The 19,977-nt window shown below is 69.1% G+C and carries 22 protein-coding genes and 1 pseudogene; 11 read left to right on the top strand and 12 right to left on the bottom strand.

All coding sequences use genetic code 11. The features are described from left to right. The first annotated feature begins 72 nt into the window (after positions 1-72). From M1L36_RS01155 to M1L36_RS01145, 3 genes are read left to right on the top strand one after another with little or no spacing between them, the layout of a single operon-like run. On the top strand, positions 73-510 hold the full coding sequence (locus M1L36_RS01155; protein WP_250871863.1) for a DUF5788 family protein: 438 nt from the start codon (positions 73-75) through the stop codon (positions 508-510). Further along, complete coding sequence (gene polX, locus M1L36_RS01150) at positions 507-2,255, top strand: DNA polymerase/3'-5' exonuclease PolX (protein WP_250871862.1); 1,749 nt, start codon at positions 507-509, stop codon at positions 2,253-2,255. The genes M1L36_RS01155 and polX overlap by 4 nt, the downstream gene beginning before the upstream one ends. 2 nt (positions 2,256-2,257) lie before the next feature. Beyond that, positions 2,258-2,785: a Mut7-C RNAse domain-containing protein gene (locus M1L36_RS01145; protein WP_369694192.1), complete on the top strand. Its 528-nt coding sequence runs from the start codon at positions 2,258-2,260 to the stop codon at positions 2,783-2,785. Positions 2,786-2,800: 15 nt separating this feature from the next. On the opposite strand, the gene M1L36_RS01140 is transcribed toward M1L36_RS01145, so the two are convergent. The 4 genes from M1L36_RS01140 to lonB all read right to left on the bottom strand — a co-directional run bounded on the left by M1L36_RS01140 (position 2,801) and on the right by lonB (position 7,360). Beyond that, a complete protein-coding gene (locus M1L36_RS01140; protein WP_250871861.1) occupies positions 2,801-3,745 on the bottom strand; it encodes a cell division protein CdpA domain-containing protein in 945 nt (314 codons plus the stop codon). 124 nt (positions 3,746-3,869) lie between these two features. Then, positions 3,870-4,400, bottom strand: a complete 531-nt coding sequence (locus M1L36_RS01135) for a dihydrofolate reductase family protein (RefSeq protein ID WP_250871860.1) — start codon at positions 4,398-4,400, stop codon at positions 3,870-3,872. Positions 4,401-4,474: 74 nt separating this feature from the next. Next, positions 4,475-5,329 carry a CPBP family intramembrane glutamic endopeptidase gene (locus tag M1L36_RS01130; RefSeq protein ID WP_250871859.1) on the bottom strand — a complete coding sequence of 285 codons (855 nt, stop codon included), beginning with the start codon at positions 5,327-5,329 and terminating at the stop codon, positions 4,475-4,477. Between the two features lie 3 nt (positions 5,330-5,332). Beyond that, complete coding sequence (gene lonB, locus M1L36_RS01125) at positions 5,333-7,360, bottom strand: ATP-dependent protease LonB (protein WP_250871858.1); 2,028 nt, start codon at positions 7,358-7,360, stop codon at positions 5,333-5,335. Between the two features lie 168 nt (positions 7,361-7,528). Between lonB and M1L36_RS01120 the strand changes: the two genes are divergently transcribed. Further along, a complete protein-coding gene (locus tag M1L36_RS01120) occupies positions 7,529-8,053 on the top strand; it encodes a nicotinamide-nucleotide adenylyltransferase (RefSeq protein ID WP_369694191.1) in 525 nt (174 codons plus the stop codon). 10 nt (positions 8,054-8,063) lie between these two features. Here M1L36_RS01120 and M1L36_RS01115 read toward each other — a convergent pair whose 3' ends face one another. Further along, a complete protein-coding gene (locus tag M1L36_RS01115) occupies positions 8,064-8,612 on the bottom strand; it encodes an NUDIX domain-containing protein (RefSeq protein WP_250871857.1) in 549 nt (182 codons plus the stop codon). A 77-nt stretch (positions 8,613-8,689) separates the two neighbouring features. Here M1L36_RS01115 and M1L36_RS01110 point away from each other — a divergent pair, with 77 nt between their 5' ends. Further along, positions 8,690-9,481: an SAM hydrolase/SAM-dependent halogenase family protein gene (locus M1L36_RS01110; protein WP_250871856.1), complete on the top strand. Its 792-nt coding sequence runs from the start codon at positions 8,690-8,692 to the stop codon at positions 9,479-9,481. Continuing rightward, complete coding sequence (locus tag M1L36_RS01105; protein ID WP_250871855.1) at positions 9,481-10,095, top strand: trimeric intracellular cation channel family protein; 615 nt, start codon at positions 9,481-9,483, stop codon at positions 10,093-10,095. Before M1L36_RS01110 ends, M1L36_RS01105 begins: the two co-directional genes overlap by 1 nt. Before the next feature lie 56 nt (positions 10,096-10,151). On the opposite strand, the pseudogene M1L36_RS01100 reads toward M1L36_RS01105, so the two are convergent. From M1L36_RS01100 to M1L36_RS01080, 5 genes and pseudogenes are all read right to left on the bottom strand, one after another. Further along, a pseudogene (locus tag M1L36_RS01100) lies at positions 10,152-10,679 on the bottom strand (alpha/beta fold hydrolase); the annotation flags it as partial. A 283-nt stretch (positions 10,680-10,962) separates the two neighbouring features. Next, the gene (gene thsA / locus M1L36_RS01095) at positions 10,963-12,522 is read right to left on the bottom strand and encodes a thermosome subunit alpha (RefSeq protein WP_369694194.1); all 1,560 of its coding nucleotides are present in this window, start codon (positions 12,520-12,522) and stop codon (positions 10,963-10,965) included. A gap of 169 nt (positions 12,523-12,691) precedes the next feature. Continuing rightward, positions 12,692-13,663, bottom strand: coding sequence for a glycosyltransferase family 2 protein (locus tag M1L36_RS01090; protein WP_250871853.1), 972 nt, complete (start codon positions 13,661-13,663; stop codon positions 12,692-12,694). 33 nt (positions 13,664-13,696) lie between these two features. After that, on the bottom strand, positions 13,697-14,404 hold the full coding sequence (locus M1L36_RS01085; RefSeq protein ID WP_250871852.1) for a class I SAM-dependent methyltransferase: 708 nt from the start codon (positions 14,402-14,404) through the stop codon (positions 13,697-13,699). Positions 14,405-14,486: 82 nt separating this feature from the next. Beyond that, positions 14,487-14,885, bottom strand: coding sequence for a PPOX class F420-dependent oxidoreductase (locus M1L36_RS01080; RefSeq protein WP_250871851.1), 399 nt, complete (start codon positions 14,883-14,885; stop codon positions 14,487-14,489). Between the two features lie 180 nt (positions 14,886-15,065). On the opposite strand from M1L36_RS01080, the gene M1L36_RS01075 reads away from it, so the two are divergent. The 5 genes from M1L36_RS01075 to M1L36_RS01055 all read left to right on the top strand — a co-directional run bounded on the left by M1L36_RS01075 (position 15,066) and on the right by M1L36_RS01055 (position 18,009). Next, a complete protein-coding gene (locus M1L36_RS01075; RefSeq protein WP_250871850.1) occupies positions 15,066-15,359 on the top strand; it encodes a MarR family transcriptional regulator in 294 nt (97 codons plus the stop codon). A 43-nt stretch (positions 15,360-15,402) separates the two neighbouring features. Further along, the gene (locus M1L36_RS01070; protein WP_250871849.1) at positions 15,403-16,215 is read left to right on the top strand and encodes an MBL fold metallo-hydrolase; all 813 of its coding nucleotides are present in this window, start codon (positions 15,403-15,405) and stop codon (positions 16,213-16,215) included. 80 nt (positions 16,216-16,295) lie between these two features. Then, the gene (locus M1L36_RS01065) at positions 16,296-17,012 is read left to right on the top strand and encodes a YkgJ family cysteine cluster protein (protein WP_250871848.1); all 717 of its coding nucleotides are present in this window, start codon (positions 16,296-16,298) and stop codon (positions 17,010-17,012) included. A gap of 39 nt (positions 17,013-17,051) precedes the next feature. Further along, positions 17,052-17,447, top strand: a complete 396-nt coding sequence (locus M1L36_RS01060) for a TRAM domain-containing protein (protein ID WP_250871847.1) — start codon at positions 17,052-17,054, stop codon at positions 17,445-17,447. Between the two features lie 322 nt (positions 17,448-17,769). Then, positions 17,770-18,009, top strand: a complete 240-nt coding sequence (locus M1L36_RS01055; RefSeq protein ID WP_250871846.1) for a DUF7123 family protein — start codon at positions 17,770-17,772, stop codon at positions 18,007-18,009. A gap of 45 nt (positions 18,010-18,054) precedes the next feature. Here the strand turns inward: M1L36_RS01055 and M1L36_RS01050 are convergent, their stop codons facing one another. Together M1L36_RS01050 and M1L36_RS01045 are read right to left on the bottom strand one after the other, a co-directional pair. After that, on the bottom strand, positions 18,055-18,675 hold the full coding sequence (locus tag M1L36_RS01050; protein ID WP_250871845.1) for a winged helix-turn-helix transcriptional regulator: 621 nt from the start codon (positions 18,673-18,675) through the stop codon (positions 18,055-18,057). A gap of 60 nt (positions 18,676-18,735) precedes the next feature. Continuing rightward, positions 18,736-19,971, bottom strand: a complete 1,236-nt coding sequence (locus M1L36_RS01045; protein ID WP_250871844.1) for an SPFH domain-containing protein — start codon at positions 19,969-19,971, stop codon at positions 18,736-18,738. Between the last annotated feature and the right edge of the window lie 6 nt (positions 19,972-19,977).

The raw sequence follows: 19,977 nt of genomic DNA, 5'->3' as shown, positions 1-19,977 counted from the left end.
GTCGAAATCTGCGGCAGGCCACGGGGTATGCCTTTCGTTTGGGCTTTTGTCCTCCCGCTCCGAGGAGTGTGTATGAAGGAGTTCGAGCGAAAGGGCCTGCTCGAACGCGTCGACCGCGAGGGAGCCACGGTCGGCGCGTCCATCCCCGACACCATCGAGGTGCAGGGCGAGACCGTCGAGCTACAGGAGTTCGTCTTCGAGATGCACCGTCGGGAGACCGTCCCACCGGGGGAGCGCGACCGGGTCGACCAGGCGAAGAAGAACCTCCGACGCGAGCGCCTCCAGCGTCGCCAGCGCCTCGAAGAGGCCGACATCAGCTACGAGGAGGGCGAGGAGATCGTCGAGGCAATCGTCGGCCTGGACCGCGCGCTGAACGCACTGGAGAGTCTCGGTCCGAGCGACGTCGAGCGTGAGGCGAAAGCCCAGGAGGCTGCCGACCAGAAACGCTGGATGAAGTTCCTCCGGCAGGCGCTCGGTCGTGACAGTTCGAGTTCGCGAGGGCGACGATGACCGTCCGCAACGACGAACTCGCCGACCTGTTCGAGGAGTTCGCCGACCTGCTCGAAGCACAGGACGTGGAGTACAAACCGCGGGCGTACCGCCTCGCGGCAGAGAACATCCGCGCGTTCCCCGAGAACGTCGCCGAGATGGCCCGCGAGGGTGGCGCGGAGCGCGTCGGCGACATCGACCGCGTGGGCGACGCCATCGCCGCGAAGGTCGTCGAGTACGTCGAGACCGGCGACATCGAGGAGTTGGAGGAGGCGCGCGCCGAGTTGCCCGTCGACATGGCCGGCCTGACGAGCGTCGAGGGCGTCGGCCCGAAGACCGTCGGCAGTCTGTACGAGGCACTCGGTATCGAGGACTTGGACGATCTGGAGGAGGCGGCAGAGGCCGGGCGCATCCAGGAGGTCTCGGGGTTCGGCCCCAAGACCGAGCAGAACATCCTCGACAACCTCGACTTCGCGCGCCAGACCCAGGAGCGCCAGTTGCTCGCCGACGCCCGACCGCTCGCCGAGGACGTGCTGGCGCACGTCGAACGCGTCGACGCGGCGAACCGCTGGGAGGTCGCCGGCTCTCTGCGTCGCTGGCGCGCGACCATCGGCGACGTGGACGTGCTCGTCGCCAGCGAGGACCCCGAGGCCGTCGTCGCGGGGTTCACCGACTGGCCCGCAGCCGACACCGTCATCGAGGCCGGGACGAGCAAGGCGAGCGTCCGCTCACGGGGCATCCGCGTCGACCTCCGGGTGACCGCCCCCGAGGAGTTCGGCGCGGCGCTCCAGTACTTCACCGGGAGCAAGGCCCACAACATCCGGGTCCGTGACCGCGCCATCGACCGCGACCTGAAGGTCAACGAGTACGGTGTGTTCGACATCGGCGAGGTCGACGACCCCGACGCCGACCAACGCGCCGGTGAGAAGGTCGCGGGCCGTACAGAAGAAGAGATGTACGCCGCGCTGGACCTGCCGCTGATTCCCCCCGAACTCCGCGAGGACCGCGGCGAGATCCAGGCGGCGGCCACGGGCGACCTGCCCGATCTCGTCGAACTCGACGAGATGCGCGGCGACCTGCACTGTCACACCGACTGGTCGGACGGTCGGAACACCATCGCCGAGATGGCCGCCGGCGCGGAGGAACGCGGCTACGACTACGTCGCCATCACCGACCACGCGACGGGGCCGGGGATGGTCGGCGGCGTCGGTGTCGAGGACGACGACCTCGAGACCCAACTCGCCGAGATACGCGAGGTCGACGACGACAGCGACATCCGCGTCTTCGCGGGTGTCGAAGCGAACGTCGACGCGGAGGGCGGTATCTCGGTCCGGGACTCGCTGCTCGACGAGTTGGACTGCGTCGTCGCCTCCCCGCACTCGTCGCTCGACGGCGACGGCACCGAGCGACTGGTCCGCGCCGTCGAGCACCCGGCCGTGAACGTCCTCGGCCACCCGACGGGCCGACAGTTGAACCAGCGGCCCGGACTGGACGTGGACTTCGGCGACCTCGCGGTGGCGGCCGCCGACGCCGGCACCGCCCTCGAAGTCAACGCCAACCCCAATCGGTTGGACCTGCGCGGCGGCGCGGTGAAGGCCGCCGTCGACGCGGGCGCGACCATCGCCATCGACACCGACGCCCACCGCCCCGAGAGCTTCGACCTGCTTCGCTACGGCGTCCACACCGCCCGTCGCGGCTGGGCCGAGCGCGACGACGTGCTCAACGCGTGGTCGCTGGCGGAAGTCGAGTCGTTCCTGGGGCTGTAGCCGTGCGCCTCCTGCTCGACGCGATGTGTGGCGGCCTGCGGAGCTACCTGCGGATGTGCGGCCACGACACCGTCTTCGTGCTCGACCGGGGTGGCGAGGCCGAGCACGGCGGAGCTTCGGGCCGGACGGGGGGCGACGCGACCCGTGAGGCGGAGGGGAGCGCGTTCGCCCTCGGTCTCGCGGTCGGCGAGGACCGGACGCTCGTCACCCGGAACGTCCAGTTGGCCGAACGCGTCGACGACGCGATACTCCTCCGTGAGCGCGACCCCGTCGAGCAACTGCGCGAACTCCACGGAGCGGGTGTCGACCTGACCCTCGACGAGCGACCGGCGTTCTGTGGCGTCTGTAACGGCCCGCTCGACCGGGTCGGGCCGGACGAACCGACCGCCGACTACGCGCCCGACGCCCACGACGAGGCCGTCTGGCGCTGTCGGGACTGTGGACAACAGTTCTGGATGGGGAGTCACTGGGAGCGGGTGGCCGAGACGCTCCGGGCGGTCCGGGCGTCGTCGAACACGTCGGAGGAGTAGTTCCGGCGGGGAGCGTCAGTTGTTGCGCCGCCACTGCGGGCACGGTTCCATGTCGTCCATGAGTTCCTCGTGAGCACCGCAGTACGGCTGGAGACCGTCGTCGGTCCGAACGTACCGGAAGTGCGCACACGACCCGCAGTAGCGGTCGGTGGCGTCGCGACCGCCGCCGACAGCCCCCGTGTCGGAGCCGAGCGTCGACGCTGCGGCGGACTGTGACCCCGAACGACCGGGCGAGGCGGTCCGCGACGGGGCGTCGGGCGTCGACTGCGACGGTTCCGGAGAGGTGCTCGGCGTCGAGGACGTGGTCGTCCCGCCGTCGGACCGTGCGCTCGAGTGCGTCCCCGCCGTCTGGGTCTCGACCTCGCCGTCGGGGTCGGTTCCGAGGAGACCGACGCCACCCATCCCGCCGATGGAGCCGAGACCTCCCATCGAGGCGAGTTCGCTCCGGTCGACCTCGACGACACGAGTCTCGCCCTCCTGCGTGATCTCCAGTGTGACGGTGCCACCGGGGTCGTTGCGCGTCTTGAAGTTCGCGACGCCGGTGAACAGACACCAGAACGTGACGGTGACGCCGACGAAGTAGACCGCGACGGTCTGGAACAGGTAACCGAGGTCGTCCATGAGCCAGTTGTTCGGGTAGCCGGCGCGGAACATGAGCACGCCGACGACGGTGATGGCCGCGCCGGTGACCGCTGCGCCCTTGACGAGTCGACTCGACGGCAGGACGGCGAGGATACCGAGGAACACCGCCGGAACGCCGAGGCCGGCGAGCGTCATCCCGAGTTCGCGCGCGCCTCGCCACCCCGAGTCGAACCACGTCCAGCCGACTTCCGTGGCTGCGAGGACGATACCACCGAGAACGAACGCCACGCCGACGACGAACAGCGCGACGCCGAGGTACAGCCGTCGGAGGTTCGCCCCGCCAGCGCCCCCGTTGTACACCTCCGTGAGGCTGGTCATGGAGGGCCTTACCACTCCCCGCACAAAGCTCTGTGTCAGACGCACGTCCGACGGCCCGAGCGGCGACGAGCCACCGCCGAGAGCGACCCTCGCGCCCGTCCTCCCGACCCCCGACCCGCAGCCCTCACTCCACGACGCGGTAGTCCAGTTCGACGATACCGCTCTCGAAGCTGGTGGAGTCGAGGAGCGTCAGGTCCGTCCGGTCGCCGTCCCCGTCGAACAGCGGGACGCCCGCTCCGAGCACCACCGGGACGACGCTGAGGCGGAGACGGTCGACACGGCCGAGTGCGAGGAACGTCCGCGCGAGTTGCGCGCCGCCGACGAGCCAGACGTGGTCGTACTCGTCGGTGAGCCGCTCCGCGAGTGCATCGAGGTCGCCGGCGTACAGTTCGACCGCGTCGGTCGCTCGTGGGAGGTCACGGCTGGTGACGACGACCGTCGGCCGCTCCTCGTAGGGCCACTCGCCGAACCCGAGCACCTGCTCGTACGTCGTCGCCCCCATCACGAGACAGTCGACGGCGGCGAAGAACGCCTCGTACGCCGCGGCGCTGTCCTCACCGCCGAACGCCTCGAGCCAGTCCACGCCGCCGTCCTCGGCCGCGACGTATCCGTCGACGCTCGTCGCGATGTACAGTGTCGTCGCTCCGGCAGTCATGACGCTCGTTCGTCGGGTGAGGCCATCAGTTCACCGACCCCACGGGCCGTCGGGGTGGTCCCCGAGCCGCCGAGTCACCCCCACTCGACGCCGAGGTACCCCCCGACGACGAACTCCAGCGCGTTGACGAGGTAGTGGGCGAGGACCACCGCCAGCAGGCTGTTCGTGAGGACGAACGTCCCCGCGAGGACGAAGCCGAGCACACCCGTCACGACCATCCCCATCCGCCCCTGCGCACCGTGCCCGGCCGCGAACAGCACCGACGACCCCGCCGCGAGTAGCCACGGCGAGAGGCCGGAGGCCGCTCCGAGACCACCGACGAGCGCCGCACGGAACAGCAGTTCCTCGAAGCCGGCGATGAGTGGCAGCGCACCGACGAGCAACAGCCCCCAGCCACCCGCGGAGGCGGGCGTCAGCAGGTCGCGCAGCGACTCGTCGTACTCGACGCCGGCCGCGGCAGCGGCGGCCGCTCCGGCAGCGTTCGCGAGGTAGAGACCGACGCCGACCGCCACGCCGACGCCGAGCGCGGGCAGACCCGTCGAGAGCGGGTCGCCGACGTCGACACCGAGCGCGGGCAACGGGACCTCGCCGTACCACGCCCCGAAGACGAGGAACGACCCGAGGAGCCCCTGGGACAGCGCGACGTTGAGTAGCAACGCGGCGGTCGGCATCGACGACCGCTCGTCGGGAGTCACGGACCGTTCAGCGAGTGAGGGGGATTCGGGGTACTGCCCGACTTCGAGCGGCGCGAACTGCGCGTCGCGGTCGACGGTGGCGGCCACGTCGAGGGCGGGCGACGGCGGCGTGGTGGCTGGCGACTCGGTGTCGGTGGTGCCACCGCTGGCGGCGCTCTGGGAGAGTCGCGCCAGTGAAAGAAGAACGAACAGGACGACGGCCGTCACGCCGACGAACGCCGCCCAGTCGGGCATCCGTTACTGCGGGCTGGGACTGCCGTGGCCCCGAGAGCCGGAGCCGGATTCGAGTGCCTGCCCGGTGATGTTCTTCAGGCGGTCGACCAGCGAATCCTTCTCGGGTTCGCCGGCGAGCGCCACGTCCAGCACCTCGCTGATGTGGCTGACCGGGATGATCTCGATCTGGTCCTTGAACTCGTCTTCGATCATCACGTCCTGCAGGTTCGCGGCGGGGATGATGACGGTGTCCACGCCGGCCTTCGCGGCGGCCTCGATCTTGTGGGTCACCCCACCGACCGGGAGCACGTCCCCGCGAACCGACAGCGAGCCGGTCATGGCGACCGACTGGTCGACGGGGATGTTCTCGATGGCGCTGATGACCGCGGTGGCCATCGTGACGCTCGCGGAGTCACCCTGCACGCCCTCGTAGCTCTGGACGTACTGGATGTGGATGTCCTGCTGGGAGATGTCCTCGTCGGAGAACTTCTTGATGATGGCCGAGACGTTCTGGACCGCCTCCTGGGCGATGTCCTGCAGTTTCCCGGTGGCGATGACCTCGCCGGGCCCCTGCGAGGGCGCGACCTCGGCCATGACGGGCATCACGATACCGGAGTCCTCACCCATCACCGCGAGACCGTTGACCCGACCGACCACGTCGCCCTCGGCGACGGTCATGTCGTAGTCCTTGCGGCGCTCGATGTACTCGTCGGCCAACTGCTGCTCGATGGAGCGGCTGCGGCGCTTGGCGCGGAGCACGTGGTCTCGGGTGGTGTAGTCGGCGTCCTCGGCGCGGGCGATGTCACCCGCGACGCGCACCAGCCCACCGAGGTTCCGCAGTTCGAGCGTGAGGTGGCCCTTCCGGCCCGCCCGGCGCTGGGCGGTGAGGATGACCTCCCGGACCGCGTCGCGGTCGAAGTGCGGGAGGCGGCCGTCCTTCTCGACCTCCTGGGCGATGAACCGGGAGTACTTCCGGCGCATCTCCGGGGTGTCCTCGATGGTGTCGTCCATGTACACCTCGTAGCCGTACCCCTTGATACGGGAGCGGAGCGCCGGGTGCATGTTCTCCATCGCGTCCATGTTGCCCGCGGCGACCATGACGAAGTCCGTCGGGACGGGTTCGGTCTGGACCATCGCGCCCGAGGAGCGCTCGCTTTGCCCGGTGATGGAGAACTCGCCCTCCTGGATGGCCGTCATCAGCTTCTGCTGGGAGCGGATGTCGAGCGTGTTGATCTCGTCGACGAACAGCACGCCCTTGTTGGCCTTGTGGATGCCGCCGGCCTCGACGCGGTCGTGGCTCGGCGTCTCCATCCCACCGGACTGGAACGGGTCGTGGCGGACGTCGCCGAGCAGCGCGCCGGCGTGTGCGCCCGTCGCGTCCTCGAACGGCGCGGTCTGGTGGTCGGCGTTGTTCACGAGGAGGTTCGGAATCATCGCGTCGCTGCCCCGCGAGGAGTAGCGGAACGCGAGGTAGATGACACCGGCCGCGAGGATGCCCAGGAGGACCGCCCCCTCGATGAGCAGCGCGTAGCCGATGACGATGGCGATGATGATCCACATGAGGAAGCTGCGCATCTGGTTGCGCTTGCGGGCCTCCTCCTTGTGGGCCTCGACGATCTGTTCACCCTTGCCGGCGGGAACGGTACGAATCTTCGGCTCGTTGCCGTCGTCTGGGTTGTGGTAGACGAGGACGTCCTGGAGCTCCTCGCGGGGGAGGAGCTGACTCATGGCCTTCGCGAGCATCGACTTCCCGGTACCGGGAGAGCCGATCATCATGACGTGACGGCGCTGCTTGGCCGCCTTCAGGATGATGTCGCGAGCGTGGTCCTGCCCGATGACCTGGTCGACGAGTCGGTCCGGAACCTCGATGTCGGCGGTACTGTCGATCTGGAGTCCGCCCAAGAGGTCGTCCGTCGCGTCGTCGTCGACCACCATGTCGGCGGAGACGTCGCGCCCGAGGTCAGGCTCGGTCCCCTCCGGTACTGGCTGGTCGGCCGGAAGTTCGACCTCCCCATCCTCCGAGGGAACCTCGTCTGCGTTGTTGTCGCTCATAGAACCGTTGCTATCACCCAAACTGACGGGCTGTCGATTGATATACTTTCTCCCCTCGTCAGTCGCGGCTACACACCCGGAAACGCCCGCCTCCGCCCGTTTTCCAGACTGCCCCGGACCGCCGGAAGGGTCCGGTGTCCTTATTAAACGAGCGCCACATCCTCGGGTATGCTGCGGGGGTGCTACATCGGCCGCTTCCAGCCCTATCACGACGGCCACCACCGGATGGTCGAGGAGATAGCCGAGGAGGTCGACGAACTCGTGTTGGGTATCGGGAGCGCAGACCAGTCACACACCACCCACGACCCGTTCACCGCGGGCGAGCGCATCATGATGATCACGAAGGCCGTCGCGGACCTCGACATCATCACCTACGCCGTCCCGCTGGAGGACCTGAACCGCAACGCGGTCTGGGTGAGTCACGTCGAGAGCATGTCCCCGAAGTTCGACATCGCCTACTCGAACAACCCCCTCGTCATCCGCCTGTTCGAGGAGGCGGGCAAGGAGGTGCGCTCCTCGCCGATGTTCCGCCGCGACGAACTGGAGGGCTCCGAGGTCCGCGAGCGCATCCGGACCGACGGCGACTGGCGGGGCCTCGTCCCCGACGCCGTCGAGGAGGTCGTCGACGAAATCGACGGCGTCGGCCGCCTCCGGCAGGTCTCACAGAGCGACTCGAACGGCACCGGTCTCTGAGCGGGCGGACTCAGTCGCGGTTCTCGCCGACCATCTCGACTGCCCGGAGCACCTGCTCCAGTCCCGAGGCGCGCAACAGTGGCGTGTCCGCCACCAGTTCCGCGCGCGACCAGAACCGAGCGTCGGCGGCGTCGTCACCCGCTTCCAGCGTCCCGGTCGCGTCGGCGGCGTCACCGACGTAGTTGACCGAGAGCATCGTGTGGCCGCTCTGGAACCGCAGGAATCCGGTGCCGAGGAGCGAGAGGTCGTCGGGGTGGGTCGAGAGGCCCGTCTCCTCGGCGAGTTCGCGGGCTGCGGCGACCGCTGGTGGTTCGTGTGCTTCGAGGTGGCCGCCGGGGAGCACCCACTCGCCGACGTCCGCACCCCGACCACGCTCGACGAGCAGGACGCTGTCGCCGTCGACGAGCGTCGCCCGCCCCATCGGGACCGGGTTCCGGTACAGCGTTCGGTCGCAGTCCGCACAGTACGGCAGGTCCCACCCGTCGTGCGTGCGGCAGCCCAGCGACTCGCCACACCACGGGCAGTGTGCGGGCGGAGCGCCCTGAATCGTCCACGCCATACGCGACCGTTCAGCAGCGAGACGAAAGCGTCCCCGGTTCCGATTGCGTTTAGCCCCTCGCGCCGGGAGGTGCGAGCATGATTACGCTCGCTTCCGACTTCGGGACGCCGTACCCCGCCGCGATGCGCGGCGTGATTCTCGACCGGTGTGACGCCCGCGTCGTCGACGTCACCCACGACTTCCCCAGACAGGACGTCCGCGCCAGCGCGTTCTGGTTGCGCGAGACGCTGCCGTGGTTCCCGCCCGCGGTCCACTGTGCGGTCGTCGACCCGGGCGTCGGCACCGACCGCGCGGCGCTCGTCGTCCGCGTCGGCGACCACGCACTCGTCGGCCCGGACAACGGCCTGCTGCTCCCGGCCGCTCGCGAGATAGCGCGCCGAACCGACGCCACCGTCGAGACCTTCGACTGGCACGTCGCCGACCCCGCGAGTTCGACGTTCCACGGCCGAGACGTGTTCGCGCCCGCCGCCGCGACGGTCCACGAGGCGGGCGTCGACGCCATCGAGACGCTGGGGCGAGCGACGCCGACCGGGGAGTCCGTCGACCTGCGGTTCCCGGACCCGGCGGTCGACGACGACGGCACCACCGCGACCGGCGAGGTGCTGGTCGTCGACGGCTTCGGCAACGTCGTGACGAACCTCCCCGGCGACCTGCTCGACGGTCACGAACGGGTACACGTCGGACCGGTCGACGCCAGCGGCGGCGCAGTCTACCCCGTCACCCCCGCCTACGCGCACGTCGGAGCGGGCGACCCGCTGGTGACCGTCGGCAGTCACGAGTACGTCGAACTGGCCGTCAACCGGGGTCGCGGTGACGAGGCGTTCGGACTCGCCGTCGGCGACCGGGTCCGGGTGACGGTCGAGCGCTGATGGTCGAGGCGTTCACCGTGATGAACGCGGTCGGGTTGCTCGCGTTCGCGGTCGCCGGGTCGCTGAAGGGCGCGGAGGCGGACCTCGACCTGTTCGGCGTCGCAGTGCTCGGCGTCCTGACCGCGCTCGGTGGCGGCACCCTCCGGGACGTGCTCGTCGGGCGCGTCCCCGCCTCGCTCCAGTCGACGGCGGACGTCGGCGTCGCGCTCGTGGGCGTCGCGCTGGCCGTCGCCTTCGTCGTCGGCAGTGAGGACGTCCGCGGGCACCCCGCGCTGGTCGTCTCGGACGCGGTCGGTCTCGCCGCGTTCGCCGCGACGGGTGCCCTCGTCGGCGTCGACGCCGGTCTCTCGCCGTTCGGTGTGGTCGTGCTGGCGACGCTCACCGGCGTCGGCGGCGGGAGCCTCGCCGACCTGCTGTTGACGCGCGTCCCGGTCGTCCTCCGCGAGGACTTCTACGCAACTCCGGCGGCGCTCGGCGGGGTCGGCTACTGGTCGGCGACCGCGGCGGGCGTCACTGCCGACGAAGCGCTGCTCGGGACCGCCGCACTCGTGTTCGCGGTTCGCGTGCTGGCGGTCCGCGGCGACTGGCGACTGCCGACGCTCTCTGCGGTCTGACTGTCCAGCCACGACGCGACGGTCGACGCGACCCGCTCGCGAGCTTCCGGACCCGAAATCGTGCCCGGCGTGTCGTCCTGCCCGCTGTAGACGCCGACCTGCGTGTGGTTCATCCCCTCGACCTCGACGAACGTTGCGTCCGCGGGGACGAGGTCCCGCGAAGTAGCGACCGCCTCGCGGTTCACGATGCCGTCGCGCGTGCCGACGACGGTGAGCACGTCGAGGTCGGTGTCGCTCACGTCGACCTCGCAGTACGCGCCGAGCAGGACGACGCCGGCGAGGCGGTCGGCGTTCGCGTCCGCGTACCGACAGGCCATCGCCCCACCCAACGAGTGTCCGCCGACGTACCAGTGGTCGACCTCCGGGTGGGCGTCGACGACGGCGCTCGCGGCGTCGACGTCGAGGATAGCCAGTTGGAGAGGTGCGTCGACGAGGTACACCGTGAGACCCGTCTCCGTCGCGATGTCGCCAGCTAGCGGGACGTACGCGTCGTTCGGGACGAGCGCGCCGGGGGAGAGGACGAGACCGGTCGTCGGGTCGCCGTCGGCCGGGCGGACGACCAGACCACTGTCGGTCTCGCTCACGGTCAGCGCGAGGTCGTCGCTCACTCCCTCGATAGCTCGCTCGTCGACCGGGTACGGCTGGACGAAGTAGAGTCCGACGCTGGCGAGGACGACCAGCAGCGCCACCAGCCAGACCACGAACCGCTCCCGGTTACGAACGAACCACGTACGAATCACGAACGGAGTACAGTCGCGAGAGGTATCAAGAGCGCGCTGCTCTCGATGGGAAAAGAACGGAGAAGTCGGGGGTCGGACCGGCGGCCCGTTCGCGGTTCTCGCTCGCTTCCGCTCGCTCCGAACCGCGCTAGTTCGACGCGATGACGTCGTCGATACGGACGATCATCGTCGCGGCCTCGGTGGCGCTCTCGATGGCCTCGCGCTTGACCGCGGCGGGGTCGACGATGCCGGCGGCGAGCGGGTCGCCGACCTCGACGTTCTCGCCGGTCGTGACGACGCCCGAGCGACCGTCGCTCTCGTACGTCGAGCGGAGTTCGACGAGCGCGTCGATGGGGTCGAGGCCGCCGTTGGCGGCGAGCGTGCGTGGCAGCACGTCCAGTGCGTCGGCGAACGCCTCGACGGCGAGCTGGCGACGGCCCGTGATGGACGCCGCTTCGGTGCGGATGTGGTCGGCGATGGCGATCTCGGTCGCGCCGGCGCCGGGGACGACGCCGCCCTTGTCGAGCGCCGCGGTGACGACGTCGAGCGCGTCGTTGAGCGCGCGTTCGAGTTCGTCGACGACGTGCTCGGTCCCGCCGCGGGCGAACACGGTGACCGTCTCGGCCTGCGCGCCGCCCTCGACGAACGTCAGTTCGTCGTCGCCGAACTTCTCGACGCGGACGAGGTCGGCGTGGCCGAAGTCTTCGCTGTCGAGGTCCGAGAGCGTGCCGATGCGCTTCGCGCCGGAGGCGCGAGCGATGGCGGTCGCCTCGTCGTCACCGACGCCGTCGAACGCGAGGATGCCTTCGCTGGCGAGGAACGACGCGACGCGGTCGTCGACGTCGCCCGTGACGAACGCGACGTCGACCCCGGCCTCTTTCAGGCTCTCGGCGTAGCCGCGCAGTTCGCCCTCCTCGGCGTCGAGGGCGGCTTCGAGCTGGTCGATGTCGGTGATGTTGTACTCGGCGTCGATCTCGCCCTCGCGGACCTCGAGGTCGAGGTTGAACACGCCGATGGTCGCGTCCTCGACGCGGCGGGGCATGTTCTCGTGGACGGGCTCGTCCTCGCTGACGACGCCCTCGACGAGGTCGGTCGCGCTGGAACTGGAGCCGACGCGCGTGCGGACGGTGACGTTGTCGCGCTGGACCTTCTCGCCGTCGTAGACCTGCCGGATGGCCTTGACGACGGTCTCGGCGAGCGGGCCGGCACCGACGTCGCCGGTGCCCTTCCCGGTCATGGAGGACTTGGCGACCTTCTGGAGCAGGTCGTCGTCGAGTTCCTCGTCGACGAGCTGTGCGTCGATGGCCTCCTGGGCGAGGCGAGCGGCCTCGTGGTAGCCCTCGACGATGGCCGTCGGGTGGACGTCGTCCTCCAGCAGGTCCTCGGCACGCGCGAGCAGTTCGCCGGCGAGCACGGACGCCGTCGTCGTGCCGTCGCCGACCTCCTCCTCCTGTGTCGTCGCGACCTCGACGATCATCTGAGCGGCGGGGTGCTCGATGTCCATCCGCTCCAGGATGGTCGCGCCGTCGTTCGTGATGGTGACGTCGCCGGAGTCGGAGACGAGCATCTTGTCCATCCCGCGGGGACCGAGCGTGGTGCGTACCGCGTTGCTCACCGCCTTCCCGGCGGCGATGTTCGAGGACTGAGCGTCCTGTCCTCGGGTCCGCTGGCTGTCCTCCGAGAGGATGAACATCGGCTGACCGCGCATCTGTTGAGCCATAATCAATCGGGACATGGTTTGCGATTCTATATAAGAGTGTCGTCGTCGGGAGCAGAAACCGCGTCACGGCGAGACATGCCAACGTCGAACACGGACGGGATGGTCGTACCGCTCGGGGCGGTGGCACCTCCACAGAGTCGGTGTTCCGGGTGGCCCGTCACTCCCGCCGGTCGTGGATGGAGACGGCGCGGTCGCCACGGTCGGAGAGGCCACTGGGGTTCCGGACGGGGCTTCGGTCTCGGAGTCTGGCGACGGCCCCGTCCTTCAGACCGACGACCGACCCCACGAGCACGTCGCGGCCGTTCGCGCCCCACCCCGACAGCGCCCCGTCGCCGCGAGCGACGTCGGCCAGCGCGGACGCTCCGTCGCCGATGGCGTGGCGGGCGACCCGCCAAGAGGAGTGCGTGCCGTAGTTCTTCGCGAGGCGGTAGGCCAGCGAACGATAGCGCCAGTACCAGTCGCGATTGTGCTGGCCGCCGTCGGCGCGCAGCGACGGCTGGCGGATTTCGGCGGTCGCCTCCTCGCGGCGGACGCCCATCTCCGGGACCCACTCGACGGTGGCGTCGACCGCGGCGAGTCGGTGGGCGGCGTCGCGCGCCCCACCCGTCAGGAGGTACTCGTCGAACCCGTCGATGGCGTCGAGCGCCTCGCGCTCGAACGCGACGTTCCCGCCCGCGAAGTACGTCACCTGTCGTCCACGGATACGGCGGCGCTCGGCGGTGTCACCCGAGTGCCCGCCACGCATCGAGCGGTGGACCGGCCCGGTCACGACCGCTGGGAGGTCCGGTCCGTGCCCGCTGGCACGGTGGCTGCCGGCGGTGCCCCCGAGCGCCTCGTCGATGGCGTCGGCCCACCCCGCCTCGACGGTGAACGCGTAGTCGAGGAAGGCGACGGCGTCGCCGGTCGTCCGTTCGGCCCCGGCGTTCCGCGCGACGTTGACGTTCCGTTCGTCGATCTCGACGAGGACGTCGACCTCGGGGCGGTCCCGGACCATCCCCGTCGTGCCGTCGACGCTCGGCCCGTTGACGACGACGGTCTCGACGTCCGGCGCGTGGGTCGCCAGCGAGTCGAGACAGCGACCCAGGTGCTCTCGGCCGTTGAGCGTCGGAACGACTACCGAGAGCTTCATACGTCTCACTGGGGGTCCCGAGTGATAAAAGAACTACTTGACCGTCGCGTCCCAGTACGACACCGAGGAGAGGCGCTGGCCGACCGTCGAGTCCCCGAGCGAGCGGTCGACGTCGCGGAACGGTTCGGCGACGCTGTTGGGGATAGCCCGGTAGAAGCCGTAGGGCAACAGGAAGTCGTGTTCCTCGCGGCGCAGGCGCAGGCCCGCCCCGTGGAGCAGGCGGAGCACCTCGCTCTCGGCGTACAGACGCGACCCCATCGGGAGCGCCCAGTTGTAGATGGAGCGCGTCGAGTAGCTGTTGAACGTGTCGAAGAACACCTGGTCCTTCGAGACGCGACACATCTCCGAGAGGAACGACGCCGGGGTGTCCGCGAGGTGGAAGAAACGCATCGCGAACACCGCGTCGAAGTGGTCGTCGGGGAACGGCAGTCGGGCGGCGTCCCCGCGCATGAACTGGAGGTGGTCGGAGACGCCGGCGGTCTTCGCCTTCTCACGGCCCTGCTGGAGCATCTCCTCGGAGATGTCGAGGCCGACGATGTCCGCACCCCGTTCGGCGAGCATCACCGTGAACCGACCGGTGCCGCACGCGATTTCGAGCACCCGTTTGCCGTCGAGGGGCGACAGCGCGTCGAGGACCGCTCGCTTCTCGCGGCCGTCGATGAGTCGGCCACCGCGAGAGAACCGCTTGGCGTCGTACTCCTCGGCCACCTCGTCGGTCTGATACCACTCCTGGCCCTTCACTACGTGGGACAACCTCCGCGGCACATAAAACGATACTGGATTGCCGAGTCCGGGTGACTGTCGTCTCGTCGTGGCGACGGCGTCAGGACGTCGCGACCTCGTCCGTCGAGATGCGCAGGACGACCCAAGCGTACTGTTCGCGGTCGCGACTCGGGTACTCCTCGACGTCGAAGTACCGCTGCGCCAGCGCGTCGATGTGCACGTCGGCCCCCTCTTCGGTGATTTCGACGACCTCCCCACGGACCGAGACGAACCGGTAGGGGTCCTCCGGGTCGACCATACTGACGCCCACCTGTGGGTCCGCCCGGACGTTCTTCTCCTTGCGGCGGTTGCGCTCGGTGTTAATCAACAGGTGGCCGGATTCGGCGTCGTAGTCGACCCAGACGGGCGTCACCTGGGGTGTCCCGTCGGGCATCTTCGTCGCGAAGTGGGCGAACGTCTCCTTCTCGAAGAGGTCGTGGAACTGCTCGGGGATCGCCATGCGAACCGCTCTCGCGGTGACACGAAAGTCGTTGTGTCCCGCCGAGACGCCCCCGGCCCCCCGGCCGCCGTTGCTGTCACCGGAACGTTATATAAGGGCGTATTGATTCCTTACAGAGTACCTATTGTACTGACCAGGTTATAGCGAAGGTTTACACCGCAGATTGCCACATATCGCCGTATGAGCACGCAAGCCGAGGACGTCGCTGCCGAAGAACAAGTCGCCGAGGACGACAGTCCACTCGCGGACCCCGAGTTCCGCGAGCAGCTCCGCGAACTCCCGCCCAGCGCGAAGCTGGTCGCGAAGGTCCTGGAGGGCGAAGCCCCGCTCTCACAGGGTGAACTCGCCGAGGAGTCGCTGCTGCCCGACCGCACCGTCCGCTACGCGCTCAACCGCCTCGCCGACGCCGACCTCGTGGACTCGCGGTACAGCTTCCACGACGCGCGCAAGCAGGTCTACTTCCTCGCGGCGTAACGGACGCCACACCGTTTTGTCCGGTCACCACTCACGGTGAGCCATGCCCATCGAGCACGTGCTCGGCCCGGTCGCACTCCCCGTCGAGACCGCCGCCCCCGAGGGCGCGACCAACTGCTACCTCGTCGGCGAGGCCGACGCCCTGCTGGTCGACCCCGCTGCGCGAACCGACGACCTCGACGAGTTCGTCGACGGCCCGTTCGAGGTCGGTCACGTCGCCGTCACCCACCACCACCCCGACCACGTGGGCGCGGTGGAGTGGGTCGCCGAGCGGACCGGCGCGACGGTCTGGTGTCGCGCGGGCCGCGAACGAGCCTTCGAGACGGCCACGGGCGTCGCTCCCGACCGCACCTTCCTGGAGGGAACCCGCGTCGAAACCGGCAGCGGGACCGTGACGGTCCTCGACGTCCCCGGCCACGCCCCCGAACACGTCGCGTTCTCGTTCGAATACGACGGCGACAACGGGGACGAGTGGGTCGTCTCCGGCGACCTCGCCGTCGCCGAGGGGAGCGTCGTCGTCGGTGCGCCGGAGGGCGACCTCCGGGCGTACCTCACCGCGCTCCGGCGACTCCACGCCCGCGACCCCGCCCGACTCCTCCCCGGGCACGGCCCCGTTGTCGAGGCTCCCCGCGAGACCCTGCGCCGACTCGTCGACCACCGTCTCGACCGCGAAGCGTCGGTGCTGGCGGCGGTCGAAGCGGGCGCGACGAGTGTGAGCGACGTGACCGACGCCGCCTACGAGAAGGACGTCTCGCACGTCCGTCCGCTCGCGGAGGCGACCGTCCACGCTCACCTGGAGAAACTGGCCGTCGAGGGTCGGCTCCGTTTCGACGGCGAGCGTGCGACCCCACGCTGAACGAGAGAGGGCGCGTCCCGCGACGGGCGGCACGTTCCGCCGAACGCGCCGTTTTTCCGGATGCCGCTCCACGACCACGTATGGAGTCACTCGACGCCGAACTCGACCGAGCGCGCGCCCTCGACGTGAGCGACCTCGCGGACGCCATCGAGTCGATGGGCTTCGAGTGTACCCGCTGTGGGGCGTGCTGTAAGGGCTACGACCACCCCGACGGGACGCGCGAACCGCACACCGCCACGGTGTTCCCCGACGAGGTACGGACGCTCGACGACGCCTCGCGGGAGTGGCGAGACGTCGCCCGCCCGATGCCGTTCGGTCTGGAGGAGGGCGAGGAGGGCCCGGAAGGCGAGACCATCGAGTGGGCGCTCCAGACGGACTCGTGTGGCGACTGCACGTTCTACGCCGAGGACGACGAGGGGCGGGGCGCGTGTACCGTCCACGACGACCGACCGCTCATCTGTCGAACCTACCCGTTCAGCGTCGCCCTGACGGGGACGAGTCAGCCGATGGGCGAACCCGTCGACAGCGTCGACCTCCCGGCGCGCCCGGACGACGACGAGAGCGACGACCCCCAGGTCGAGGCGTCCGTCCGTGCCCACGAGTGCGAGGGGCTGGGTCGGGACATCTCCCGAACCGACGCCGAGGAGTTGGCCGCGGCGCTGAAAGAGCGCGCCGTCCGGGAGTTGGAGGAGGCCGTCGCCGTCCGCGCGAACTACGACCCCGTCGACACCGCTCCGGGCGAAGTGGTCGTCCACGACTCCGAGGGGGCCAAACGCCCCGACGGAACCCCGAGGTAAGCTTTTAGGGCAGGAGCGTAACGGTTCGCCCGAGGCTCTATGGAAATCTCAGAGAAGCTCCTGTGTCTGTTTAGCGCGGAGGTCTCCGACGAGGGGGACCGCTACGTCGTGGAGGTGCCCCGCCGCGAACTCGAAACCGGGTCCGTCGAGGCCGGTGAGACCTACCGTGTCGCCCTCATCGCGACCAGCGAGACCGAGGGGAGCGAGACGGCGACCACCACCACCACGACCGCCCCGGGCGAACCACAACCACCGGTCGAGATCGGCGAGATTCGCTACGTCGAGGTCGAGGACCTCGGGAAACAGGGCGACGGCATCGCCCGCGTCGAACGCGGCTACGTCATCATCGTCCCCGACGCGGAGGTCGGCGAACGCGTGAAGATCGAGGTGACCGAGGTCAAGTCGAACTTCGCCGTCGGCGAAATCATCGAGTAACGCGACCGTTACGAGCGACCACCGCTCGACCGGTCGGATAAACGACCGACAAACCACCGTGCGGCCCCCGGACGGCCCGTCCAGCGCGCGACCGAGACCGACGACCACCCCCGTCGGACCGTTCCCGTAACGTGAACCTTGCCGCTCGGCCCGACCACGGCGTCGCGAACAGTGTCACTCGCCCCGGACGATTACCCCCGTGTACCACCGTGGGGACCGACGGGCGTCGAAACCACCCCTGCCGCGGCCAAAACCACCAGACAACGCGGTGTTAACCCACCGTACCAAACCCCCTTTACGTCGCTGGTGCTTCCGGTGGAATATGAGCACGAGCGCGTCGGTGACCACGACCACGATGAGCGACAAACAGCGGCGAATCGCGCGGTTCCTCGAGGAGCACGCCGGCACCCAGACGTACTTCAAGTCGCGACTCATCGGCGACGAACTCGACATGAGCGCGAAGGAGGTCGGCGCGAACATGCGAGCGGTCCGTGAGGCCAGCGCGCTCACCATCGAGAAGTGGGGCTACTCGTCGGGGACGACCTGGAAGGTCACGGCGTAGACGAACGGTCGAGCAGGAACGGAAGCGGGGACGGAATCACTCGTTCTACGGGTCGTAGCTGAGCAACGACGCGGCGTCGTCGGCGAGCGCCGCGGCGTCCTCGCCGAAGGAGTCGGCGTAGCGGACGAGCAGCGTCAACACGACCTCGGGACGCTCGACCGCGTAGCCGTCGTCGCGGTTCAGTAGACCGGCCGCCTCCAACTCCTTGGCGTACTTGCTCACCGTCGGTCGCGAGACGCCGAGCGCCGTCGCGAGGTCGCTGCCCGTCGCCTCGGGGTCGCGCAGGAGTGCGACGAGCATCCCGCGGGGCGTCGAGCGTCGGAGGTAGCCGAGTGCGCGTCGCTCGAAGGCGGAGAACCGTCCGGCGGGGACGAACCGCCGGTACTCGCCGTCCTTGAACGACTCGACGGCACCGGCGTCGACGAGTCGCCGGAGGTGGTGTTGGGTCTCACCCGTTCCGAGTGAGAGGTCGTCACGGACCTTCGAGAAGTGTGCGCCCGGCGTCGTCGAGAGGTAGCCGACGATGGCGTCGCGGGCGGGACTCTCGCCGCTAGCGGTGTCGGTGTCAGCGAGGCGCGCGAGCGGCCCGGCCGCTCCGAGCGCGGCGAACCGCCTGAGCGTGGCACGCTTCTCCTCGTCCACGCCGTCGCGTTGGTCACCTGTCACAGTTCGTTGGCTCCTTGTGGAGACGACAGTAAAACCGCTTCGACCCGAGACGGGTCGACGTTACTCCGACTCGGGTTCGGGTTCGCGTTCGGTGTCGGCCGATTCGGACCCGTTCGCGCCGGCGTCGGTGTTCTCACCGGCGGCGTCCTCGGGCGTGTCCATCGCGGGACCGCCCATCTCGGCGTCCATTTCGTCGATGACCTCGTCGGGGTCCTTGATGTCTGCGGTGTCCTCGCCGGACTTGATGGCCTGGGCCTCCTGTTCCATCTTCTCGACGTCCATCTCCGCGGCGTTGTCGATCTGGCCGAGGATCTCCTCGATGTCGTCGAGGCCGAGCATCTCGCGGGTCTCGGCGTCGAAGTTCAGGCTGTCGAGGGAGGCACCGTTCGTCGCCGTCGCCACGTCGCTCCCGGTGAGGTGCTTGCCGTAGCGGCCGACGAGCGAGGTGAGCTCCTGGGGCAGGACGAACGTCGTCGACTCGCTGGTCCCGATGTCCGAGAGCGTCTCCATCCCCTTCTCGATGACCGCGCGCTCGCCCATCGACTCCGCACTCTTCGCACGGAGAACGGTCGAGATGGCGTCACCCTGCGCTTCGAGAATCTGGCTCTGTTTCTCACCCTGGGCGCGGATGATGTTCGACTGCTTCTCACCCTCGGCGGTCTCGACGGCGCTGCGGCGTTCACCCTGCGCTTCGAGGATCATCGCACGGCGGCGGCGTTCCGCGGAGGTCTGTTGCTCCATCGCCTGCTGGACGTCGGCGCTCGGGTTGACCTCCCGGACCTCGACGCTCTCGACACGGACCCCCCACTCGTCGGTGGGTTCGTCGAGTTCCTTGCGGATGCGGGCGTTGATCTCCTGGCGCTTGTTGAGCGTGTCGTCGAGTTCCATGTCACCCAGGACGGCACGGAGGGTGGTCTGGGCGAGGTTGGAGACGGCGCGCTTGTAGTCGTCCACCTCGAGGAACGCCTTCTTCGCGTCCATCACCTTGATGTAGACGACGGCGTCGGCGGTCACGGGCGAGTTGTCGCGCGTGATGGCCTCCTGTCGGGGGACGTCGAGCGTCTGCGTCCGCATGTCGAACGCGTACGTTCGGGAGACGAACGGCCAGACGAAGTTGATACCCGGTTCGAGCAGGCGCTGGTACTCACCGAAGCGCGTGTAGGCGCGCTTCTCGTACGCCTGCACGATTTCGATGGCGCTGTATATCGCCGCGATGGCGATGAGCAGGAAGACGACGCCCACGAACGCGAGAATCGTTCCTGTCTGCATCGGTACGACCGGCAGTGCGGGGGACATGTCCGG

Source organism: Halomarina rubra (assembly GCF_023699475.1).
GTDB classification, from domain to species: Archaea; Halobacteriota; Halobacteria; order Halobacteriales; family Haloarculaceae; genus Halomarina; species Halomarina rubra.
Note: the sequence above shows the minus strand (reverse complement) of the source record. Positions and strands in the feature narration are given on the sequence as shown.